19 protein-coding genes are annotated in these 15,391 nt (G+C 68.9%); 2 read left to right on the top strand and 17 right to left on the bottom strand.

Features of this window, described 5'->3' with window-relative positions; genetic code table 11:
• The first annotated feature begins 6 nt into the window (after positions 1-6).
• On the top strand, positions 7-957 hold the full coding sequence (locus tag HW130_RS07540) for a DUF389 domain-containing protein (RefSeq protein WP_177148635.1): 951 nt from the start codon (positions 7-9) through the stop codon (positions 955-957).
• A 91-nt stretch (positions 958-1,048) separates the two neighbouring features.
• Here the strand turns inward: HW130_RS07540 and glmM are convergent, their stop codons facing one another.
• The 4 genes from glmM to HW130_RS07520 all read right to left on the bottom strand — a co-directional run bounded on the left by glmM (position 1,049) and on the right by HW130_RS07520 (position 5,467).
• Positions 1,049-2,407 (bottom strand): phosphoglucosamine mutase, encoded by a 1,359-nt coding sequence (glmM, locus tag HW130_RS07535; RefSeq protein ID WP_177148634.1) that lies wholly within the window; start codon positions 2,405-2,407, stop codon positions 1,049-1,051.
• Positions 2,408-2,572: 165 nt separating this feature from the next.
• Positions 2,573-3,085: a 30S ribosomal protein S9 gene (rpsI, locus tag HW130_RS07530; protein ID WP_100108617.1), complete on the bottom strand. Its 513-nt coding sequence runs from the start codon at positions 3,083-3,085 to the stop codon at positions 2,573-2,575.
• A 41-nt stretch (positions 3,086-3,126) separates the two neighbouring features.
• Positions 3,127-3,570: a 50S ribosomal protein L13 gene (gene rplM / locus HW130_RS07525; protein ID WP_177148633.1), complete on the bottom strand. Its 444-nt coding sequence runs from the start codon at positions 3,568-3,570 to the stop codon at positions 3,127-3,129.
• A 277-nt stretch (positions 3,571-3,847) separates the two neighbouring features.
• Positions 3,848-5,467 (bottom strand): ABC-F family ATP-binding cassette domain-containing protein, encoded by a 1,620-nt coding sequence (locus tag HW130_RS07520; protein ID WP_177148632.1) that lies wholly within the window; start codon positions 5,465-5,467, stop codon positions 3,848-3,850.
• Positions 5,468-5,522: 55 nt separating this feature from the next.
• On the opposite strand from HW130_RS07520, the gene HW130_RS07515 reads away from it, so the two are divergent.
• A complete protein-coding gene (locus HW130_RS07515) occupies positions 5,523-6,458 on the top strand; it encodes a hypothetical protein (RefSeq protein WP_177148631.1) in 936 nt (311 codons plus the stop codon).
• Here HW130_RS07515 and truA read toward each other — a convergent pair.
• The 13 genes from truA to rpsE all read right to left on the bottom strand — a co-directional run bounded on the left by truA (position 6,429) and on the right by rpsE (position 15,369).
• Positions 6,429-7,304, bottom strand: a complete 876-nt coding sequence (gene truA, locus HW130_RS07510; protein ID WP_177148630.1) for a tRNA pseudouridine(38-40) synthase TruA — start codon at positions 7,302-7,304, stop codon at positions 6,429-6,431. The genes HW130_RS07515 and truA overlap by 30 nt on opposite strands.
• 81 nt (positions 7,305-7,385) lie before the next feature.
• Positions 7,386-7,883 carry a 50S ribosomal protein L17 gene (gene rplQ, locus HW130_RS07505; RefSeq protein WP_177148629.1) on the bottom strand — a complete coding sequence of 166 codons (498 nt, stop codon included), beginning with the start codon at positions 7,881-7,883 and terminating at the stop codon, positions 7,386-7,388.
• Positions 7,884-8,109: 226 nt separating this feature from the next.
• Positions 8,110-9,132, bottom strand: coding sequence for a DNA-directed RNA polymerase subunit alpha (locus tag HW130_RS07500; protein ID WP_003956430.1), 1,023 nt, complete (start codon positions 9,130-9,132; stop codon positions 8,110-8,112).
• A 223-nt stretch (positions 9,133-9,355) separates the two neighbouring features.
• Complete coding sequence (gene rpsK, locus HW130_RS07495) at positions 9,356-9,760, bottom strand: 30S ribosomal protein S11 (RefSeq protein ID WP_003948617.1); 405 nt, start codon at positions 9,758-9,760, stop codon at positions 9,356-9,358.
• 64 nt (positions 9,761-9,824) lie between these two features.
• Positions 9,825-10,205, bottom strand: a complete 381-nt coding sequence (gene rpsM / locus HW130_RS07490) for a 30S ribosomal protein S13 (protein ID WP_177148628.1) — start codon at positions 10,203-10,205, stop codon at positions 9,825-9,827.
• A 190-nt stretch (positions 10,206-10,395) separates the two neighbouring features.
• Positions 10,396-10,509, bottom strand: a complete 114-nt coding sequence (gene rpmJ, locus HW130_RS07485; protein WP_003956441.1) for a 50S ribosomal protein L36 — start codon at positions 10,507-10,509, stop codon at positions 10,396-10,398.
• Between the two features lie 58 nt (positions 10,510-10,567).
• Positions 10,568-10,789: a translation initiation factor IF-1 gene (gene infA, locus HW130_RS07480; protein ID WP_003956442.1), complete on the bottom strand. Its 222-nt coding sequence runs from the start codon at positions 10,787-10,789 to the stop codon at positions 10,568-10,570.
• A 203-nt stretch (positions 10,790-10,992) separates the two neighbouring features.
• Positions 10,993-11,829, bottom strand: a complete 837-nt coding sequence (map, locus tag HW130_RS07475; protein WP_177148627.1) for a type I methionyl aminopeptidase — start codon at positions 11,827-11,829, stop codon at positions 10,993-10,995.
• A gap of 97 nt (positions 11,830-11,926) precedes the next feature.
• Positions 11,927-12,592: an adenylate kinase gene (locus tag HW130_RS07470; RefSeq protein WP_177148626.1), complete on the bottom strand. Its 666-nt coding sequence runs from the start codon at positions 12,590-12,592 to the stop codon at positions 11,927-11,929.
• A complete protein-coding gene (secY, locus tag HW130_RS07465; protein ID WP_177148625.1) occupies positions 12,592-13,911 on the bottom strand; it encodes a preprotein translocase subunit SecY in 1,320 nt (439 codons plus the stop codon). Before secY ends, HW130_RS07470 begins: the two co-directional genes overlap by 1 nt.
• 213 nt (positions 13,912-14,124) lie before the next feature.
• Positions 14,125-14,580 carry a 50S ribosomal protein L15 gene (gene rplO / locus HW130_RS07460; protein ID WP_177148624.1) on the bottom strand — a complete coding sequence of 152 codons (456 nt, stop codon included), beginning with the start codon at positions 14,578-14,580 and terminating at the stop codon, positions 14,125-14,127.
• Position 14,581: 1 nt separating this feature from the next.
• The gene (gene rpmD / locus HW130_RS07455; RefSeq protein ID WP_071273185.1) at positions 14,582-14,764 is read right to left on the bottom strand and encodes a 50S ribosomal protein L30; all 183 of its coding nucleotides are present in this window, start codon (positions 14,762-14,764) and stop codon (positions 14,582-14,584) included.
• Complete coding sequence (rpsE, locus tag HW130_RS07450; protein WP_005313527.1) at positions 14,764-15,369, bottom strand: 30S ribosomal protein S5; 606 nt, start codon at positions 15,367-15,369, stop codon at positions 14,764-14,766. Before rpsE ends, rpmD begins: the two co-directional genes overlap by 1 nt.
• Between the last annotated feature and the right edge of the window lie 22 nt (positions 15,370-15,391).

The raw sequence follows: 15,391 nt of genomic DNA, 5'->3' as shown, positions 1-15,391 counted from the left end.
CTCGGCGTGTTGCACCTGCGGCTCATCACCCCGGCCGACCGGACCGCCGAGGTGGTCTCGCTGCTGGAGAAGACGGTCGGCACGGCCCATCTCGTGGTGCTCCCGGGTGCGGCCCGCGATCCCCGGGGCGACCTGATCCTCTGCGACGTGGCACGGGAGGCCGGCGACGAGCTCCTGTCCGAGCTGCGGGAGCGCGGCATCGACGAGTGCGGCTCCATCGCCGTCGACGACATCGGCCTGTCGCTGTCGGCCCGCGCGGAGAAGGCGGAGAAGGACGCGCCGGGCGAGGGCGCGGACGCGGTCCTGTGGGAGCAGCTGTCCGACGCCACGCACGAGGAGTCGACGCTCAGCGCCACCTACCTCGCGTTCCTGACCCTCGCGACGATGATCGCGGCGTGCGGCGTGGTGCTCGACAACGCGATCCTGATCGTCGGCGCCATGGCGGTCGGCCCCGAGTTCGGCCCGCTGGCCGGCTTCTGCACGGCCCTGGTGCGGCGCGCGCCGAAGCTGGCCTGGCGGTCGTTCCTCGCGCTGATCGTCGGCTTCGGCGCAGCGATGCTGATGACCGCGGGATTCAGCTTCCTCATGGACGCGCTGGACCTGTTCTCCGCCTCGAAGCTGGAGGCCGAGCGGCCCAACACGGCCTTCATCTACGCCCCCGACGAGTTCTCGTTCGTCGTCGCCGTCCTCGCCGGCTCGGCGGGGATGCTCTCGCTGACCTCCGCCAAGTCGGGCGCGCTGGTCGGCGTCGCCATCTCGGTGACGACCGTCCCGGCCGCGGCGAACGCGGCCGTGGCGTTCAGCTACTCCGACTACCAGCAGGCATGGGGCTCCACGGAGCAGCTGCTGCTGAACCTGCTCGGCATCGTCCTGGCCGGCACGCTGACGCTGCTGGTGCAGAAGGCACTGTGGCGCGCGGGCCGCAAGGGTACGCGGAGCGAGGGGGCCCGTACGTGATCCCCGTACGGGCCCCCTCGCGAAGCACGGCCGTCTAGGGTCTTTCGTTTGGATCAGGCCGGCGAGCCCGGCATGATCCAAACGAGAGGCCCTAGCCGAGCGCCGACTTCACCACGTCGGCCAGCCGGCCCGCGACGGCCTGCGCCTGCTCGAGGTCGGCGGCCTCGACCATGACCCGCACCAGCGGCTCGGTGCCCGAGGGGCGCAGCAGGACGCGGCCTGTGGCGCCGAGCTCGCGCTCGGCCTCGCCGACCGCCTGCGCCAGCTCGGCGGACGTCTGCACCCGGGACTTGTCGACGTCGCGCACGTTGATGAGCACCTGCGGCAGCCGCTGCATCACGCCGACGAGATCGGCCAGGGAACGGCCGGTCGCGGCGACCCGGGCCGCCAGCATCAGGCCGGTCAGCGTGCCGTCGCCGGTGGTGGCGTGGTCCAGGACGATCACATGCCCGGACTGCTCGCCGCCGAGCGCGTAGCCCTGCGCCTTCATGGCCTCCAGGACGTAGCGGTCGCCGACCGCGGTCTGCACCAGCTCGACGCCCTCGCGCTCCATCGCCAGCTTGAAGCCGAGGTTCGACATGACGGTGGCGACGACCGTGTTGCCGCGCAGCGTGCCGGCCTCGCGCATCGCGAGCGCGAGCACCGCGAGGATCTGGTCGCCGTCGACCTCGGAGCCGTCGGCGTCCACGGCGAGGCAGCGGTCCGCGTCGCCGTCGTGGGCGATGCCGAGGTCGGCGCCGTGCTCGACCACGGCCGCCTTGAGCAGGTCCAGGTGCGTCGAGCCGCAGCCGTCGTTGATGTTCAGGCCGTCCGGCTCCGCGCCGATGGTGACGACCTCGGCGCCGGCCCGGGCGAACGCCTCCGGGGACACACGGGCGGCCGCGCCGTGCGCCTCGTCGAGGACGATCTTCAGTCCGTCGAGGCGGTTGGGCAGGACGGCGATGAGATGGGCGACGTACTTGTCGAAGCCCTCGTCGTAGTCCGTCACCCGGCCCACGCCCGCGCCGGTCGGCCGGTCCCACGGCTCACCGGTGCGGTGCTGCTCGTAGACCTGCTCGATCCGGTCCTCCAACTCGTCGGCGAGCTTGTGGCCGCCGCGTGCGAAGAACTTGATGCCGTTGTCCGGCATGGCGTTGTGGCTGGCGGAGAGCATCACGCCGAGGTCGGCGCCGAGCGCGCCGGTGAGGTAGGCCACCGCGGGGGTGGGCAGCACGCCGACGCGCAGCACGTCGACACCGGCGCTGGCGAGGCCGGCCACGACGGCCGCCTCCAGGAACTCTCCGGAGGCACGGGGGTCACGTCCCACCACCGCGGTCGGGCGATGGCCCGCGAAGGTGCCCGCCTCGGCGAGCACGTGCGCCGCGGCGACCGACAGGCCGAGCGCGAGCTCTGCCGTCAGGTCCGCGTTGGCCACACCGCGTACACCGTCCGTTCCGAAGAGTCGTCCCACAGTTGTCCTCCGAAGAAGCTGAATGCGCGAATCCGTTATACGCCCGAGGTCGTCGGGCCGATGTCCGGGGGTCGATAGACGAACGCCCCGGCAGCACGGAGTGCCGCCGGGGCGAACGTGAAGCCGTACAGAAGCCGTACCAGCTCGTACAGGCCAGCGTGCGCTTTAGCGCTTGCTGTACTGCGGGGCCTTACGGGCCTTCTTGAGACCGGCCTTCTTGCGCTCGACCGCACGGTCGTCGCGGGAGAGGAAGCCGGCCTTCTTGAGCGCGCCGCGGTTGTTGTCCACGTCCGCCTCGTTCAGCGCGCGGGCCACACCGAGGCGCAGGGCGCCGGCCTGGCCGGAGACGCCGCCACCCGAGATACGGGCGATGACGTCGTAGCGGTTGTCGAGCTCGAGCACCTTGAAGGGCTCGTTGACTTCCTGCTGGTGCACCTTGTTGGGGAAGTAGTCCTCAAGGGTGCGGCCGTTGATCTTCCACTTGCCGGTGCCCGGAACGATCCGGACGCGGGCGATGGCGTTCTTGCGGCGGCCCAGGCCGGCGGCCGGCTGCGGGTCGCCGAAGCGGGAAGCCATGGACTCGGAGGTGTACTCACCCTCGACCGGAACCTCGGTCTCGGTGGTGTACTGCTCGACGTCAACCTCTTCGAGCGGGGTCTCGGCGGTGGTCTCAGCCACGATTCTCCTCAGATTCTTTTCGTCTTAGGGGGTGGCCGGACTTACTGCGCGACCTGGGTGATCTCGAACGGGACCGGCTGCTGGGCAGCGTGCGGGTGGTTCTCGCCCGCGTAGACCTTCAGCTTCGAGAGCATCTGACGGCCCAGGGTGTTCTTGGGGAGCATGCCCTTGACGGCCTTCTCGATGGCCTTCTCGGGGCTCTTCTCGAGCAGCTCGTCGTAGCGGACGGAACGCAGACCACCCGGGTAGCCGGAGTGGCGGTACGCCATCTTCTGGGTCCGCTTGTTGCCGGACAGGTGCACCTTCTCCGCGTTGATGATGATGACGAAGTCACCAGCGTCGACGTGGGGGGCGTAGATCGGCTTGTGCTTGCCCCGGAGAAGGGTTGCGGCGGTGGTCGCCAGACGGCCCAGGACGATGTCCTGCGCGTCGATGATGTGCCACTGGCGCGTCACATCGCCGGGCTTGGGGCTGTACGTACGCACGGTCGTAGCCTTCGCTTCTTCAGTGATGGGGTCTCCCCAGGGCCGCTGGGCCCGAGGGGACGGGTCCTGTACAAGGCCACCCGGACGATCACGACAGCCTTGCGGCATGCGGGGACGCAACCCGAATGCCTGCCGCTGGTCATCGGCCCGGTGGACCGGCGTAAGGGCCCCTCACGTGAGATAGAGCAAGCCAATACGCATAACGAACCAGAAGAATACCGCTGCCCCCCGCGCGTGGTCAAAACGCCCCCGGTCGCGGTTCAGGGGGAACGGCGCGCTACCGGGCCCTGGCCACGCGACGCTCGTCCCAGACCGGCTCCGGCGTCTCCCGCACCACCCCGTCCGAGCCGAACACCAGATACCGGTCGAACGACCGGGCGAACCACCTGTCGTGCGTCACGGCCAGCACCGTGCCCTCGTACGCCTCCAGGCCCCGCTGCAGAGCCTCCGCCGACTCCAGGTCCAGGTTGTCCGTGGGCTCGTCCAGGAGCAGCGCCGTCGTGCCCGCCAGCTCCAGCAGCAGGATCTGGAAGCGGGCCTGCTGGCCGCCGGACAGCTTCTCGAAGGGCTGGTCCCCCTGCCGCTCCAGTTCGTAGCGCCGCAGCACCGACATCGCGCCGCCCCGGTCCTTCGCGTGCTCCGTCCACAGGATGTCGACGAGCGTGCGGCCGAGCAGCTCGGGGTGGGCGTGTGTCTGGGCGAAGTGGCCGGGCACCACCCGCGCCCCCAGCTTCCACTCCCCGGTGTGCGCGACGGAGTCCCCCGCCAGCAGCCGCAGGAAGTGAGACTTGCCGGAGCCGTTCGAGCCGAGCACCGCCACCCGCTCCCCGTAGAAGACCTCCAGCGAGAACGGCTTCATCAGGCCGGTCAGCTCCAGACCGGTGCAGGTCAGCGCCCGTACGCCCGTCCGGCCGCCCCGCAGCCGCATCCGGATGTCCTGCTCGCGCGGCGGCTCCGGCGGCGGGCCCGCGTCCTCGAACTTCCGAAAGCGCGTCTGCATCGCCCGGTAGCGCGACGCCATGTCCGGGCTGATGGACGCCTGCTGGCGCAGCCGGTGCACCAGCGCCTTCAGGCGCGCGTGCTCCTCGTCCCAACGCCGCTTCAGCTCCTCGAAGCGGGCGAAGCGCTCCTTGCGCGCCTCGGGGAAGGTGGCGAAGCCCCCGCCGTGGACCCAGACGTCGGAACCGGCGGCTCCGGGCTCCACGGCCACGATCCGCTCGGCCGCCCTCGACAGCAGCTCCCGGTCGTGGGAAACGAACAGGACCGTCTTGCGGGTCTCCTTCAGCCGGTCCTCCAGCCACCGCTTGCCCGGCACGTCCAGATAGTTGTCCGGCTCGTCCAGCAGCAGCACCTCGTCGGGGCCGCGCAGCAGAGCCTCCAGCACGAGCCGCTTCTGCTCGCCGCCGGACAGCGTCCGCACCTGTCGCCACTGCGCCTTCTCGTACGGGATGCCCAGCGCCGCCATGGTGCACATGTCCCAGACCGTCTCGGCCTCGTACCCGCGCGCCTCCGCCCAGTCGCTCAGCGCCTGGGCGTACGTCATCTGCGCCGCTTCGTCGTCGACCGTCATGATCGCGAGTTCAGCCGCGTCCACCGCGGCCGCCGCCTCCCTGATCCGCGGCTGCGCCACCGACACCAGCAGATCCCGGACCGTGCGCTCGTCCCTCACGGAACCGACGAACTGCGGCATCACACCGAGCCCGCCGCTGACCGTCACCGAGCCGCCGTGCGGCTGCAGTTCTCCCGCGATGATCCGCAGCAGCGTGGTCTTCCCCGCGCCGTTGGCCCCCACCAGCGCGGCCACCGCGCCTTCCCCGACACGGAAGGACGCGTCACCGAGGAGCACCCGCCCGTCCGGTAGGTAGTACTCCAGATGCGCGGCCTCTACGTGTCCCATGGGCCGATTCTCACCGCCCGTCCCGCCTTTGCCCAACAGGTTTAGGATGCGCGGCATGAGCTTTGGGCAGGGGGGACCTCAGTGGGGTTCCGGCGGACAGAACCAGGACCCGTACAACCAGGGCCCGTACGGGCAGGACCCGTACGGCGGCGCGCGCGGCCAGTACGGCGGGGACTCGGGCACCCCTGACTGGGCCGCGCTCGCCGACGCCTCCGCCGCCCGCGCCCGCCGCAAGCGCTGGCTGATGATCGGCGGCGGCGCACTCGCCACCGCGCTGATCGCCGGGATCGTCGCGACCGCGATCGTCTCGTCGAACAACGACGGCAGCGACACCGCGTCCGACAAGGGCAGCACCCTGCCCACCGCCCCCACCCTGCCGCAGGACACCACCCAGCCGCAGCCGTCCTTCTCCTCGGTGGAGCCCCTGCCCCCGCCGAACCCGAAGGACTTCGTCTCCGACCGCAAGAAGGACACGGCGCCGCTCAGCGCCGAAACCCTCTTCCCCGGCACGAAGCTGACGATGGGTGACGGCGACCGCGTCTACACCAAGGGAGCCACCTCCCGCACCGGCAACTGCGCGTCCGTCACCAGCGGCGCGCTCGGCCCGGTCCTGGAGACGCACGGCTGCGAACAGGTCTTCCGCGCGACCTACCTCAAGGACGGCATCGCGGTCACCGTCGGCATCGCGACCTTCGAGAACGAGGCGAAGGCCAAGACGGTCGTCCAGCAGGCCAAGGGCGGCATCGCTCCGCTGCCCGGCGCCGGCGTCCCCACGTTCTGCAAGGGCGGCCCGGTCTGCCGGAACACGTACAACTCCTACGGCCGCTACGCCTACTTCACCATCACGGGCTACACGAAGGCCAAGTCCGTGACGACCGGTGACACCAAGGCATACCGCTCCGGCGACGACATCGGCGAGTTCGCGTTCCGCCAGATCGTGCGCCGCGGCGAGGCCCAGGCCTCAGCCGCAGCCACCGCACCCGCCCAGTAGCGGACCGGTCGGCAGCGAACGCCGGTTGCGCGCCTCCCGGTTCCGGGCGGCGAGCAACTCGTCGGCGGGGTAGCCGACTTCCTCCAGCGTCAGTCCGTGCGGCCGCACGACGTGCACCGCCGAGTCCCGCACGCCCGCCGCGAGGACCTTGGCCGGCCACTCCACCGGCCGGTGCCCGTCGCCCACGAACAGCAGCGCGCCGACCAGCGAACGCACCATGTTGTGGCAGAACGCGTCGGCCTTCACGGTCGCCGTGACGACACCGGAGGCGTCCCGCTCCCAGGACAGCCGCTGCAGCGTACGGATGGTGGTGGCGCCCTCGCGCCTCCTGCAGTACGCCGCGAAGTCGTGCTCCCCCACCAGCCGTTCGGCCGCCGCGTTCATCGCGTCGACGTCCAGCGGCCAGTCGTGCCACAGCACATGGCCGCGCAGCAGCGGATCGACACCGCCGGGATTGTCGGTCACGCGGTACGCATAGCGGCGCCAGATCGCCGAGAACCGCGCGTTGAACCCCGGCGGGGCCTCGGCCACGCTCCACACGCGCACGTCCTTCGACAGCCGGCCCGCCAGCCGCTTCAGGAGCTTGTCCCGGTGCTCCGCCCACAGCTCCTCGGGCAGGTCCACGTGCGCCACCTGCCCGCGCGCGTGCACCCCGGCGTCCGTGCGCCCGGCGACCGTCAGCTCGTACGTCACGGAGGACCGCGTCACCGTACGCAGCGCGTCCTCGATCTCGCCCTGCACGGTCCGCTGCCCGCGGGCCTGCTTGGCCCAGCCGGAGAAGTCCTTGCCGTCGTACGACAGATCCAGCCGCACCCGCACGAAGCCGGGCTCCACCTCATCGCTCACGCCATCAATCCTCTCAGGCACCGGACACGGAACGGGCCCGCCCCCCGAGGGGAGCGGGCCCGTGAGCCGTCGGTACGCGGTTCAGGCGTCCTTGGCCTCGTCGGCCGGGGCCTCGGCGGCCTCGGTCTCCTCGACCTTGGCCTCCTCGGCCTTCGCCTCGGACTCCTTGACCGCACGCTTGGCGGCGGCCTCGGCCTCGGCGACGGTGGCCTTCTTCGCGATCTCACCCTCGACCAGCTCGATCACGGCCATCGGGGCGTTGTCGCCACGACGGTTGCCGATCTTCGTGATCCGGGTGTAGCCGCCGGGACGCTCGGCGTAACGCGGAGCGATCTCGGTGAACAGGGTGTGCACGATGCCCTTGTCCGTGATGGTCTGCAGCACCAGGCGACGGTTGTGGATGTCGCCCTTCTTCGCCTTGGTGATCAGGCGCTCGGCGACCGGACGCAGGCGGCGGGCCTTCGCCTCGGTCGTGGTGATGCGGCCGTGCTCGAACAGCGACTTCGCCAGGTTCGCGAGAAGCAGCTTCTCGTGCGCGGCGCTGCCGCCGAAACGGGCTCCCTTGGTGGGACGCGGCATGGGGTTTCTCCTTGTGATCTGCACCGGCCGTGTCAGGTACCGGTGTCAGTTCCCTCCCGGCGGTCGCCGGAGGGTGTGCGAGGGGCGTGCCCCTCGCGGGGCCCCCGGACGAACCGGGGAAGTCCAGTCCCGGGCCGGAGCCCGGGTGCCGGGGGCAGGGCCCCACGGCCGAGTCCGCCCGGCGCAGCGGCGGGCCTCACGACCCGCCGCCCGCACCGGGAGGTGCTCAGTACTGCTCGGTCTCGACGAACCCGGCGTCCGCGTCGTCGTCGGCGCCGAAGGCGTCGGCGGCGGCGGTCGGGTCGAATCCGGGCGGGCTGTCCTTGAGGGCCAGGCCCATGCCGGCCAGCTTCGCCTTGACCTCGTCGATCGACTTCGCACCGAAGTTGCGGATGTCGAGGAGGTCGGCCTCGGAGCGCGCCACGAGCTCACCCACGGAGTGGATGCCCTCACGCTTGAGGCAGTTGTACGAACGAACGGTGAGCTCGAGCTCCTCGATCGGCAGCGCGAGGTCGGCGGCCAGGGCGGCGTCCGTGGGGGACGGGCCCATGTCGATGCCCTCGGCGTCGATGTTGAGCTCACGGGCCAGACCGAACAGCTCGACCAGGGTCTTTCCGGCGGACGCCATGGCGTCGCGCGGGCGCATGGCCTGCTTGGTCTCGACGTCGACGATCAGCTTGTCGAAGTCGGTGCGCTGCTCGACTCGGGTCGCCTCGACCTTGTAGGTGACCTTGAGCACCGGCGAGTAGATGGAGTCGACCGGGATACGGCCGATCTCCTGGCCCACCTGCTTGTTCTGCACGGCGGAGACGTAGCCGCGACCGCGCTCGACGGTCAGCTCCATCTCCAGCTTGCCCTTGCCGTTCAGCGTGGCGAGCACCAGGTCGGGGTTGTGCACCTCGACACCGGCCGGCGGGGCGATGTCAGCAGCGGTGACCAGGCCGGGGCCCTGCTTGCGCAGGTACATCACGACCGGCTCGTCGTGCTCCGAGGAGACGACCAGCTGCTTGATGTTGAGGATGAGGTCGGTGACGTCCTCCTTGACGCCCGGCACGGTGGTGAACTCGTGCAGGACACCGTCGATGCGGATGGACGTGACCGCCGCACCCGGGATCGAGGAGAGGAGCGTACGGCGCAGAGAGTTGCCGAGCGTGTAGCCGAAGCCCGGCTCCAGCGGCTCGATGACGAACCGCGAGCGGTACTCGTCGACAACCTCTTCGGTCAGCGAGGGGCGCTGAGCGATCAGCATGGTGTGTTCCTTCAGTCGTGGACGCCCGCTATTTGACGTCCTCTGATACAGGGTACGGGCGGTACGCCCCAATGGGGACGTACCGCCCGGAACACCCTGGTCGAGCAGCCGAGCGGCCGTGCGTCAGACGCGACGGCGCTTCGGCGGACGGCAGCCGTGCTGCGACATCCGGGGGATGACCCCCGGACCCCCAGCCGGACACCGTGGCGCAAGCGGCCGTGCGTCAGACGCGACGGCGCTTCGGCGGACGGCAGCCGTTGTGGGGCGTGGGGGTGACGTCCTGGATCGAGCCGACCTCGAGGCCGGTGGCCTGGAGGGAGCGGATCGCGGTCTCACGGCCGGAGCCGGGACCCTTGACGAAGACGTCGACCTTGCGCATGCCGTGCTCCTGCGCGCGGCGGGCGGCCGACTCGGCGGCCATCTGCGCGGCGAAGGGGGTGGACTTGCGCGAGCCCTTGAAGCCGACGTGGCCGGCGGAGGCCCAGGAGATCACGTTGCCGGTCGGGTCCGTGATGGACACGATCGTGTTGTTGAACGTGCTCTTGATGTGCGCGTGGCCGTGAGCGACGTTCTTCTTTTCCTTGCGGCGCACCTTCTTGGCAGCGCCCTGACGACCCTTGGGGGGCATCTATAACTCCTACGGGAGGTGGTCGGTCCTACAGCGAAGACCGTGGACAGTCGTCCGCTGCGGACTACTTCTTGCCCGGCTTCTTCTTACCGGCGATGGCGCGACGCGGGCCCTTGCGGGTGCGCGCGTTCGTGCTGGTGCGCTGGCCGTGGACCGGCAGGCCGCGACGGTGGCGCAGACCCTGGTAGCAGCCGATCTCGACCTTGCGGCGGATGTTCGCCTGGATGTCGCGGCGGAGGTCACCTTCGGTCTGGAAGTTGACGTCCACGTACTCGCGAATCTTGACGAGGTCCTCTTCGGCCAGGTCACGAACGCGGATGTTGGGGTCGACACCGGTGGCGGCGAGGGTCTCCTTGGACCGGGTGCGCCCGATGCCGAAGACGTAGGTGAGGGCGACCTCAATACGCTTGTCGCGCGGGAGGTCAACGCCTTCAAGGCGTGCCATTCATGGCTCCTGTTGTAGTCGGAGGTCTTCCGCAAAGCCGTTCCGTGGTCGCCGACCCTTGGAGAAGGGTGGTACGCCCAGGTCTCCGGCCTCCACCGGAGGTGTCGCCAGCCGTAGCCAGGCGGGCTCTGCGTATGTACATGTTTTTACGTGCGTCGCGCGAAGAACTGCGAGTGCAGGTGGTCGTGCGTCAGCCCTGGCGCTGCTTGTGGCGCAGGTTGTCGCAGATGACCATGACCCGGCCGTGACGGCGGATCACCTTGCACTTGTCGCAGATCTTCTTGACGCTCGGCTTGACCTTCATGGGATGTGAGGTTCTCCGGGTCAGTGCCGACACCCCGCGGAAGGGGGCGCGACAAGATCTACTTGTAGCGGTAGACGATCCGCCCACGCGTCAGGTCGTACGGAGAGAGCTCCACGACGACCCGGTCGTCCGGGAGGATTCGGATGTAGTGCATCCGCATCTTGCCGGAGATGTGCGCGAGGACCTTGTGACCGTTCTGGAGCTCCACCTTGAACATGGCGTTCGGGAGGGACTCGATCACGGTGCCCTCGATTTCGATGGCACCTTGCTTCTTGGCCACGCTTCGCCTTTCGAATCGGCTACCTTGATCGACTCTCGTCCCCGGGTGCGGACACACGGGTACACGAGAGCCGACGCATCAGTCTACGTCAGGCCCTTCGAAAAGACGAATCCGGCAAGTGTGCCCACCGTAGAAGATCGTTACGCTCCCGGCCGGGTAAGGGCCTTCCCAGGCTCCCAGGGGCCGAGGGGAAGGCCCGGCCGTCAGGCCAGGGGGTCCGGCGCCGCGGTGACGCCCAGCTCGGCCAGCTTCGCCTTGCCGCCGTCGGGCGCCGTCAGCACGAGCGGGCCCTCCTCCGTGAGCGCCACGGAGTGCTCCCAGTGCGAGGACCAGGTGCCGTCGGTCGTGACGACCGTCCAGTCGTCCTCGAGCACATCGGTCAGCGGCGTGCCGAGCGAGACCATCGGCTCGATCGCGAGGCAGAAGCCCGGCACCAGCTTGGGGCCGCGGCCGCGCTTGCGGGAGACGTAGTTCAGCAGGTGCGGGTCCATGTGCATCTCGGTGCCGATGCCGTGACCGCCGTAGTCCTCGATGATCCCGTACTTGCCGGTCGCCGGACGCGGCTGGCGGCGGATGTACGTCTCGATCGCGCGGGAGATGTCGACGAGGCGGTTGCCGTTCTTCATCGCGGCGATGCCGGCCCACATCGACTCCTCGGTCACCCGGGACAGCTCGATGAGCTCCGGGGCGTGACCGCTGCCCACGAAGGCCGTGTACGCCGCGTCGCCGTGCCAGCCGTCGACGATCGCGCCGCAGTCGACGGAGATGATGTCGCCGTCCTTCAGGACGGTCTTCTCGTCGGGGATGCCGTGGACGACGACCTCGTTCACCGACGTGCAGATCGTCGCGGGGAAGCCGCCGTACCCGAGGAAGTTCGACTTGGCGCCGTGGTCGGCGATCACCTTGCGGGCGACCTCGTCCAGGTCACGGGTCGTGGCGCCGGGCACCGCGGCCTCGCGGGTCGCCGCGTGGATGGCGGCGACGACCAGTCCCGCCTCGCGCATCTTCGCGATCTGCTCGGGGGTCTTGATCTGCACCATTGCGGCGGACGCCTTTCTCGGCGGGGAATCGGGGGCTTATCAACAATACGGCCGCGGCGTCCGTCGGACACCGCGGCCGTACTCGAGACCGTCCGGATCAGGCCTGGGCGGCCTTGTCCTTCTGCAGGGCCTCCATCGCCCGGGCGGTCACGTCGGCGACCTTGCCCAGCGCGGAGATGGTGACCACCAGGCCCTGGGCCTTGTAGTAGTCGATGATCGGCTCGGTCTGCGTGTGGTAGACCTCGAGCCGCTTGCGCACCGTCTCCTCGGAGTCGTCGTCGCGCTGGTACAGGTCGCCGCCGCACTCGTCGCAGACACCCTCGGCCTTCGGTGGGGTGTACGTGACGTGGAAGACGTGCGCGCTGTCGTTGCGGCACACGCGGCGGCCGGCGATCCGCTTGACGACCTCGTCCTCGGGGACCTCCAGGTCGAGGACCGCGTCCAGCTCCACGCCCTCGCTCTGCAGCATCTCGTCCAGTGCCTCGGCCTGGCCCACATTGCGCGGGAAGCCGTCCAGCAGGAACCCGTTCACGGCGTCGGACTGGGACATGCGGTCCTTGGCCATCCCGATGGTCACCTCGTCCGGGACCAGATTGCCGGCGTCCATGTAGGCCTTGGCCTGCTTGCCCAGTTCCGTGCCCTGGGAGATGTTGGCACGGAAGAGGTCGCCCGTGGAGATGTGCGGGATCGACAGGTTCTTGGCAAGGTACGCAGCCTGCGTTCCCTTCCCGGCACCGGGCGGTCCGACGAGGACGATTCGCATCAGCGGAGGAACCCTTCGTAATTGCGCTGCTGGAGCTGGCTCTCGATCTGCTTCACGGTCTCCAGACCCACACCCACGATGATGAGGATGCTCGTCCCGCCGAACGGGAAGTTCTGGTTCGCGCCTCCGAAGCCTGCCAACGCCATCGTCGGGACAAGAGCAATCAGACCCAGGTACAGCGAGCCCGGCCAAGTGATCCTGTTGAGCACGTAGCTCAGGTACTCGGCAGTAGGACGACCAGCCCGGATACCCGGGATGAAGCCACCATACTTCTTCATGTTGTCCGCGACTTCCTCGGGGTTGAACGAGATCGCCACATAGAAGAAGGCGAAGAACACGATCAGGAGGAAGTACGTAGCGATGTAGTAGGGGTGGTCACCCTTGACGAAGTGGGCTTCGATCCAGGTTTTCCAGCCTGCGTTGGAGTTCGAGAACTGCGCGACGAGCGCCGGGATGTACAGCAGCGACGACGCGAAGATGACAGGAATCACACCTGCCTGGTTCACCTTGAGCGGGATGTATGTGGACGTACCGCCGTACGACCTGCGGCCGATCATGCGCTTCGCGTACTGCACGGGGATACGGCGCTGGGCCTGCTCGACGAAGACGACGAGGCCGACCATCACGAAGCCGATCAGGATGACCGTGCCGAACTCGATCCAGCCGCCCGCGAGCTTGCCGCTCTCCTTGATGGCCCACAGGGCGCCCGGGAAGCCGGCGGCGATCGAGATGAACATCAGGATGGACATGCCGTTGCCGATGCCGCGGTCGGTGATGAGCTCACCGAGCCACATGACGGCGGCGGTGCCGGCGGTCATCGTGACCACCATCACGACGGTGGTGAAGATCGACTGGTCGGGAACGATCTGGTCGGCCACCGTGCAGCCGCTGAACAGCGCGCCGCTGCGGGCGGTCGCCACCAGGCCGGTGCCCTGGAGCACGGCGAGCGCGACGGTCAGGTACCGCGTGTACTGCGTGATCTTCGCCGTGCCGGACTGACCCTCCTTCTTGAGGGCCTCGAGCCGTGGGATCACGACGGTCAGCAGCTGAAGGATGATGCTCGCCGTGATGTACGGCATGATGCCCAGCGCAAAAATGGTGATCTGCAGCAGCGCCCCGCCGCTGAACATGTTCACCAGCCCGAACAGGCTGTTGTTGCCCTTCTGGGCCGCATCCACACAGATCTGGACGTTCTGATAGTCCACACCCGGGACCGGAATGTGCGACCCGAGGCGGTACAGCACGATGATGGCCAGTGTGAACAGCAGCTTCTTGCGCAGGTCGGGCGTCTTGAACGCCCGGGCGAACGCGGTGAGCACGGTGCCTCCTGCGACCCCCGCGCTTCTGCGTCAGAGGTGACGGTCTTGAGGATCGACGAATACGTATCCGCACGGTTTGCCGGGTAGGCACACCGGGCTGAAGTTAACAGTGCACGCCACCTTACCGGCGACCATGCCCCCCTAGGAACGACCAACCGGGGATGCCCCTTTTGGAAGGCATCCCCGGCTGGATGTTCAAGCCATCGAGTCGTCTCAGACGAGCTCGGTGACGGTGCCGCCGGCGGCGGCGATCTTCTCCTTGGCGGAGCCGGAGACGGCGTCGACCGTCACCTGCAGCGCCACGGAGATCTCGCCCTGGCCCAGGACCTTGACGAGGCTGTTCTTGCGCACGGCACCCTTGTCGACCAGGTCGGCGACGGTGACCTCGCCACCCTGCGGGTACAGGGCGGCCAGCTTGTCCAGGTTCACGACCTGGTACTCGGTGCGGAACGGGTTCTTGAAGCCCTTGAGCTTCGGCAGGCGCATGTGGAGGGGCATCTGCCCGCCCTCGAAGCGCTGCGGAACCTGGTAACGGGCCTTCGTGCCCTTGGTACCACGACCGGCCGTCTTACCCTTCGACGCCTCACCACGACCGACACGGGTCTTGGCGGTCTTGGCGCCGGGGGCGGGACGGAGGTTGTGGACCTTCAGCGGGTTCTGCTCCGCCATGTCAGTCGACCTCCTCGACCGTCACGAGGTGGCGGACGGTGTGCACCATGCCGCGGAACTCGGGACGGTCCTCCTTGACGACCACGTCGTTGACCCGCTTGAGGCCAAGCGAACGCAGGGTGTCGCGGTGGTTCTGCTTGCTGCCGATGTACGACTTCGTCTGCGTGATCTTGAGGCGAGCCATTACGCACCCGCTCCCGCACGCGCACGCAGCAGAGCCGCGGGGGCGACGTCCTCGAGCGGCAGACCGCGGCGCGCCGCGATCTCCTCGGGACGCTGCAGGCCCTTCAGGGCCGCCACGGTCGCGTGCACGATGTTGATCGCGTTGTCCGAGCCGAGCGACTTCGACAGGATGTCGTGCACGCCCGCGCACTCGAGCACGGCACGCACCGGGCCACCGGCGATAACACCGGTACCGGGGGAAGCCGGCTTGAGCAGAACGACGCCGGCAGCCTTCTCGCCCTGGATCGGGTGCGGGATGGTGCCCTGGATACGGGGGACCTTGAAGAAGTGCTTCTTGGCCTCCTCAACACCCTTGGCGATGGCGGCCGGCACCTCCTTGGCCTTGCCGTAACCGACGCCGACGGTGCCGTCACCATCGCCCACCACGACCAGCGCGGTGAAGCTGAAGCGACGACCACCCTTCACAACCTTGGCGACGCGGTTGATCGCGACAACGCGCTCAACGTACGCGGTCTTCTCGGCGGCAGCTGCGCCGCCGTCACGGCCCTTCCGGTCCCGCCGCTCGCCGCCACCGGCACCGCTTCCGCGGCGCTGGGGTCCAGCCATTGGAATTACCTCTCTTCGTTTT

The organism is Streptomyces sp. PKU-EA00015, assembly GCF_013387495.1.
Classification (GTDB): Bacteria; Actinomycetota; Actinomycetes; order Streptomycetales; family Streptomycetaceae; genus Streptomyces.
This window is presented reverse-complemented; position numbering and strand designations above follow the sequence as displayed.

Bases quoted from the DNA above. Each gene is read 5' to 3' on its own strand.
- HW130_RS07520 (WP_177148632.1), bottom strand. From the start codon at position 5,467: ATGGGACACGTAGAGGCCGCGCATCTGGAGTACTACCTACCGGACGGG.
- HW130_RS07515 (WP_177148631.1), top strand. From the start codon at position 5,523: ATGAGCTTTGGGCAGGGGGGACCTCAGTGGGGTTCCGGCGGACAGAAC.
- rplQ (WP_177148629.1), bottom strand. From the start codon at position 7,883: ATGCCGCGTCCCACCAAGGGAGCCCGTTTCGGCGGCAGCGCCGCGCAC.
- HW130_RS07500 (WP_003956430.1), bottom strand. From the start codon at position 9,132: ATGCTGATCGCTCAGCGCCCCTCGCTGACCGAAGAGGTTGTCGACGAG.
- rpsK (WP_003948617.1), bottom strand. From the start codon at position 9,760: ATGCCCCCCAAGGGTCGTCAGGGCGCTGCCAAGAAGGTGCGCCGCAAG.
- rpsM (WP_177148628.1), bottom strand. From the start codon at position 10,205: ATGGCACGCCTTGAAGGCGTTGACCTCCCGCGCGACAAGCGTATTGAG.
- rpmJ (WP_003956441.1), bottom strand. From the start codon at position 10,509: ATGAAGGTCAAGCCGAGCGTCAAGAAGATCTGCGACAAGTGCAAGGTG.
- map (WP_177148627.1), bottom strand. From the start codon at position 11,829: ATGGTGCAGATCAAGACCCCCGAGCAGATCGCGAAGATGCGCGAGGCG.
- HW130_RS07470 (WP_177148626.1), bottom strand. From the start codon at position 12,592: ATGCGAATCGTCCTCGTCGGACCGCCCGGTGCCGGGAAGGGAACGCAG.
- rplO (WP_177148624.1), bottom strand. From the start codon at position 14,580: ATGGCGGAGCAGAACCCGCTGAAGGTCCACAACCTCCGTCCCGCCCCC.
- rpmD (WP_071273185.1), bottom strand. From the start codon at position 14,764: ATGGCTCGCCTCAAGATCACGCAGACGAAGTCGTACATCGGCAGCAAG.
- rpsE (WP_005313527.1), bottom strand. From the start codon at position 15,369: ATGGCTGGACCCCAGCGCCGCGGAAGCGGTGCCGGTGGCGGCGAGCGG.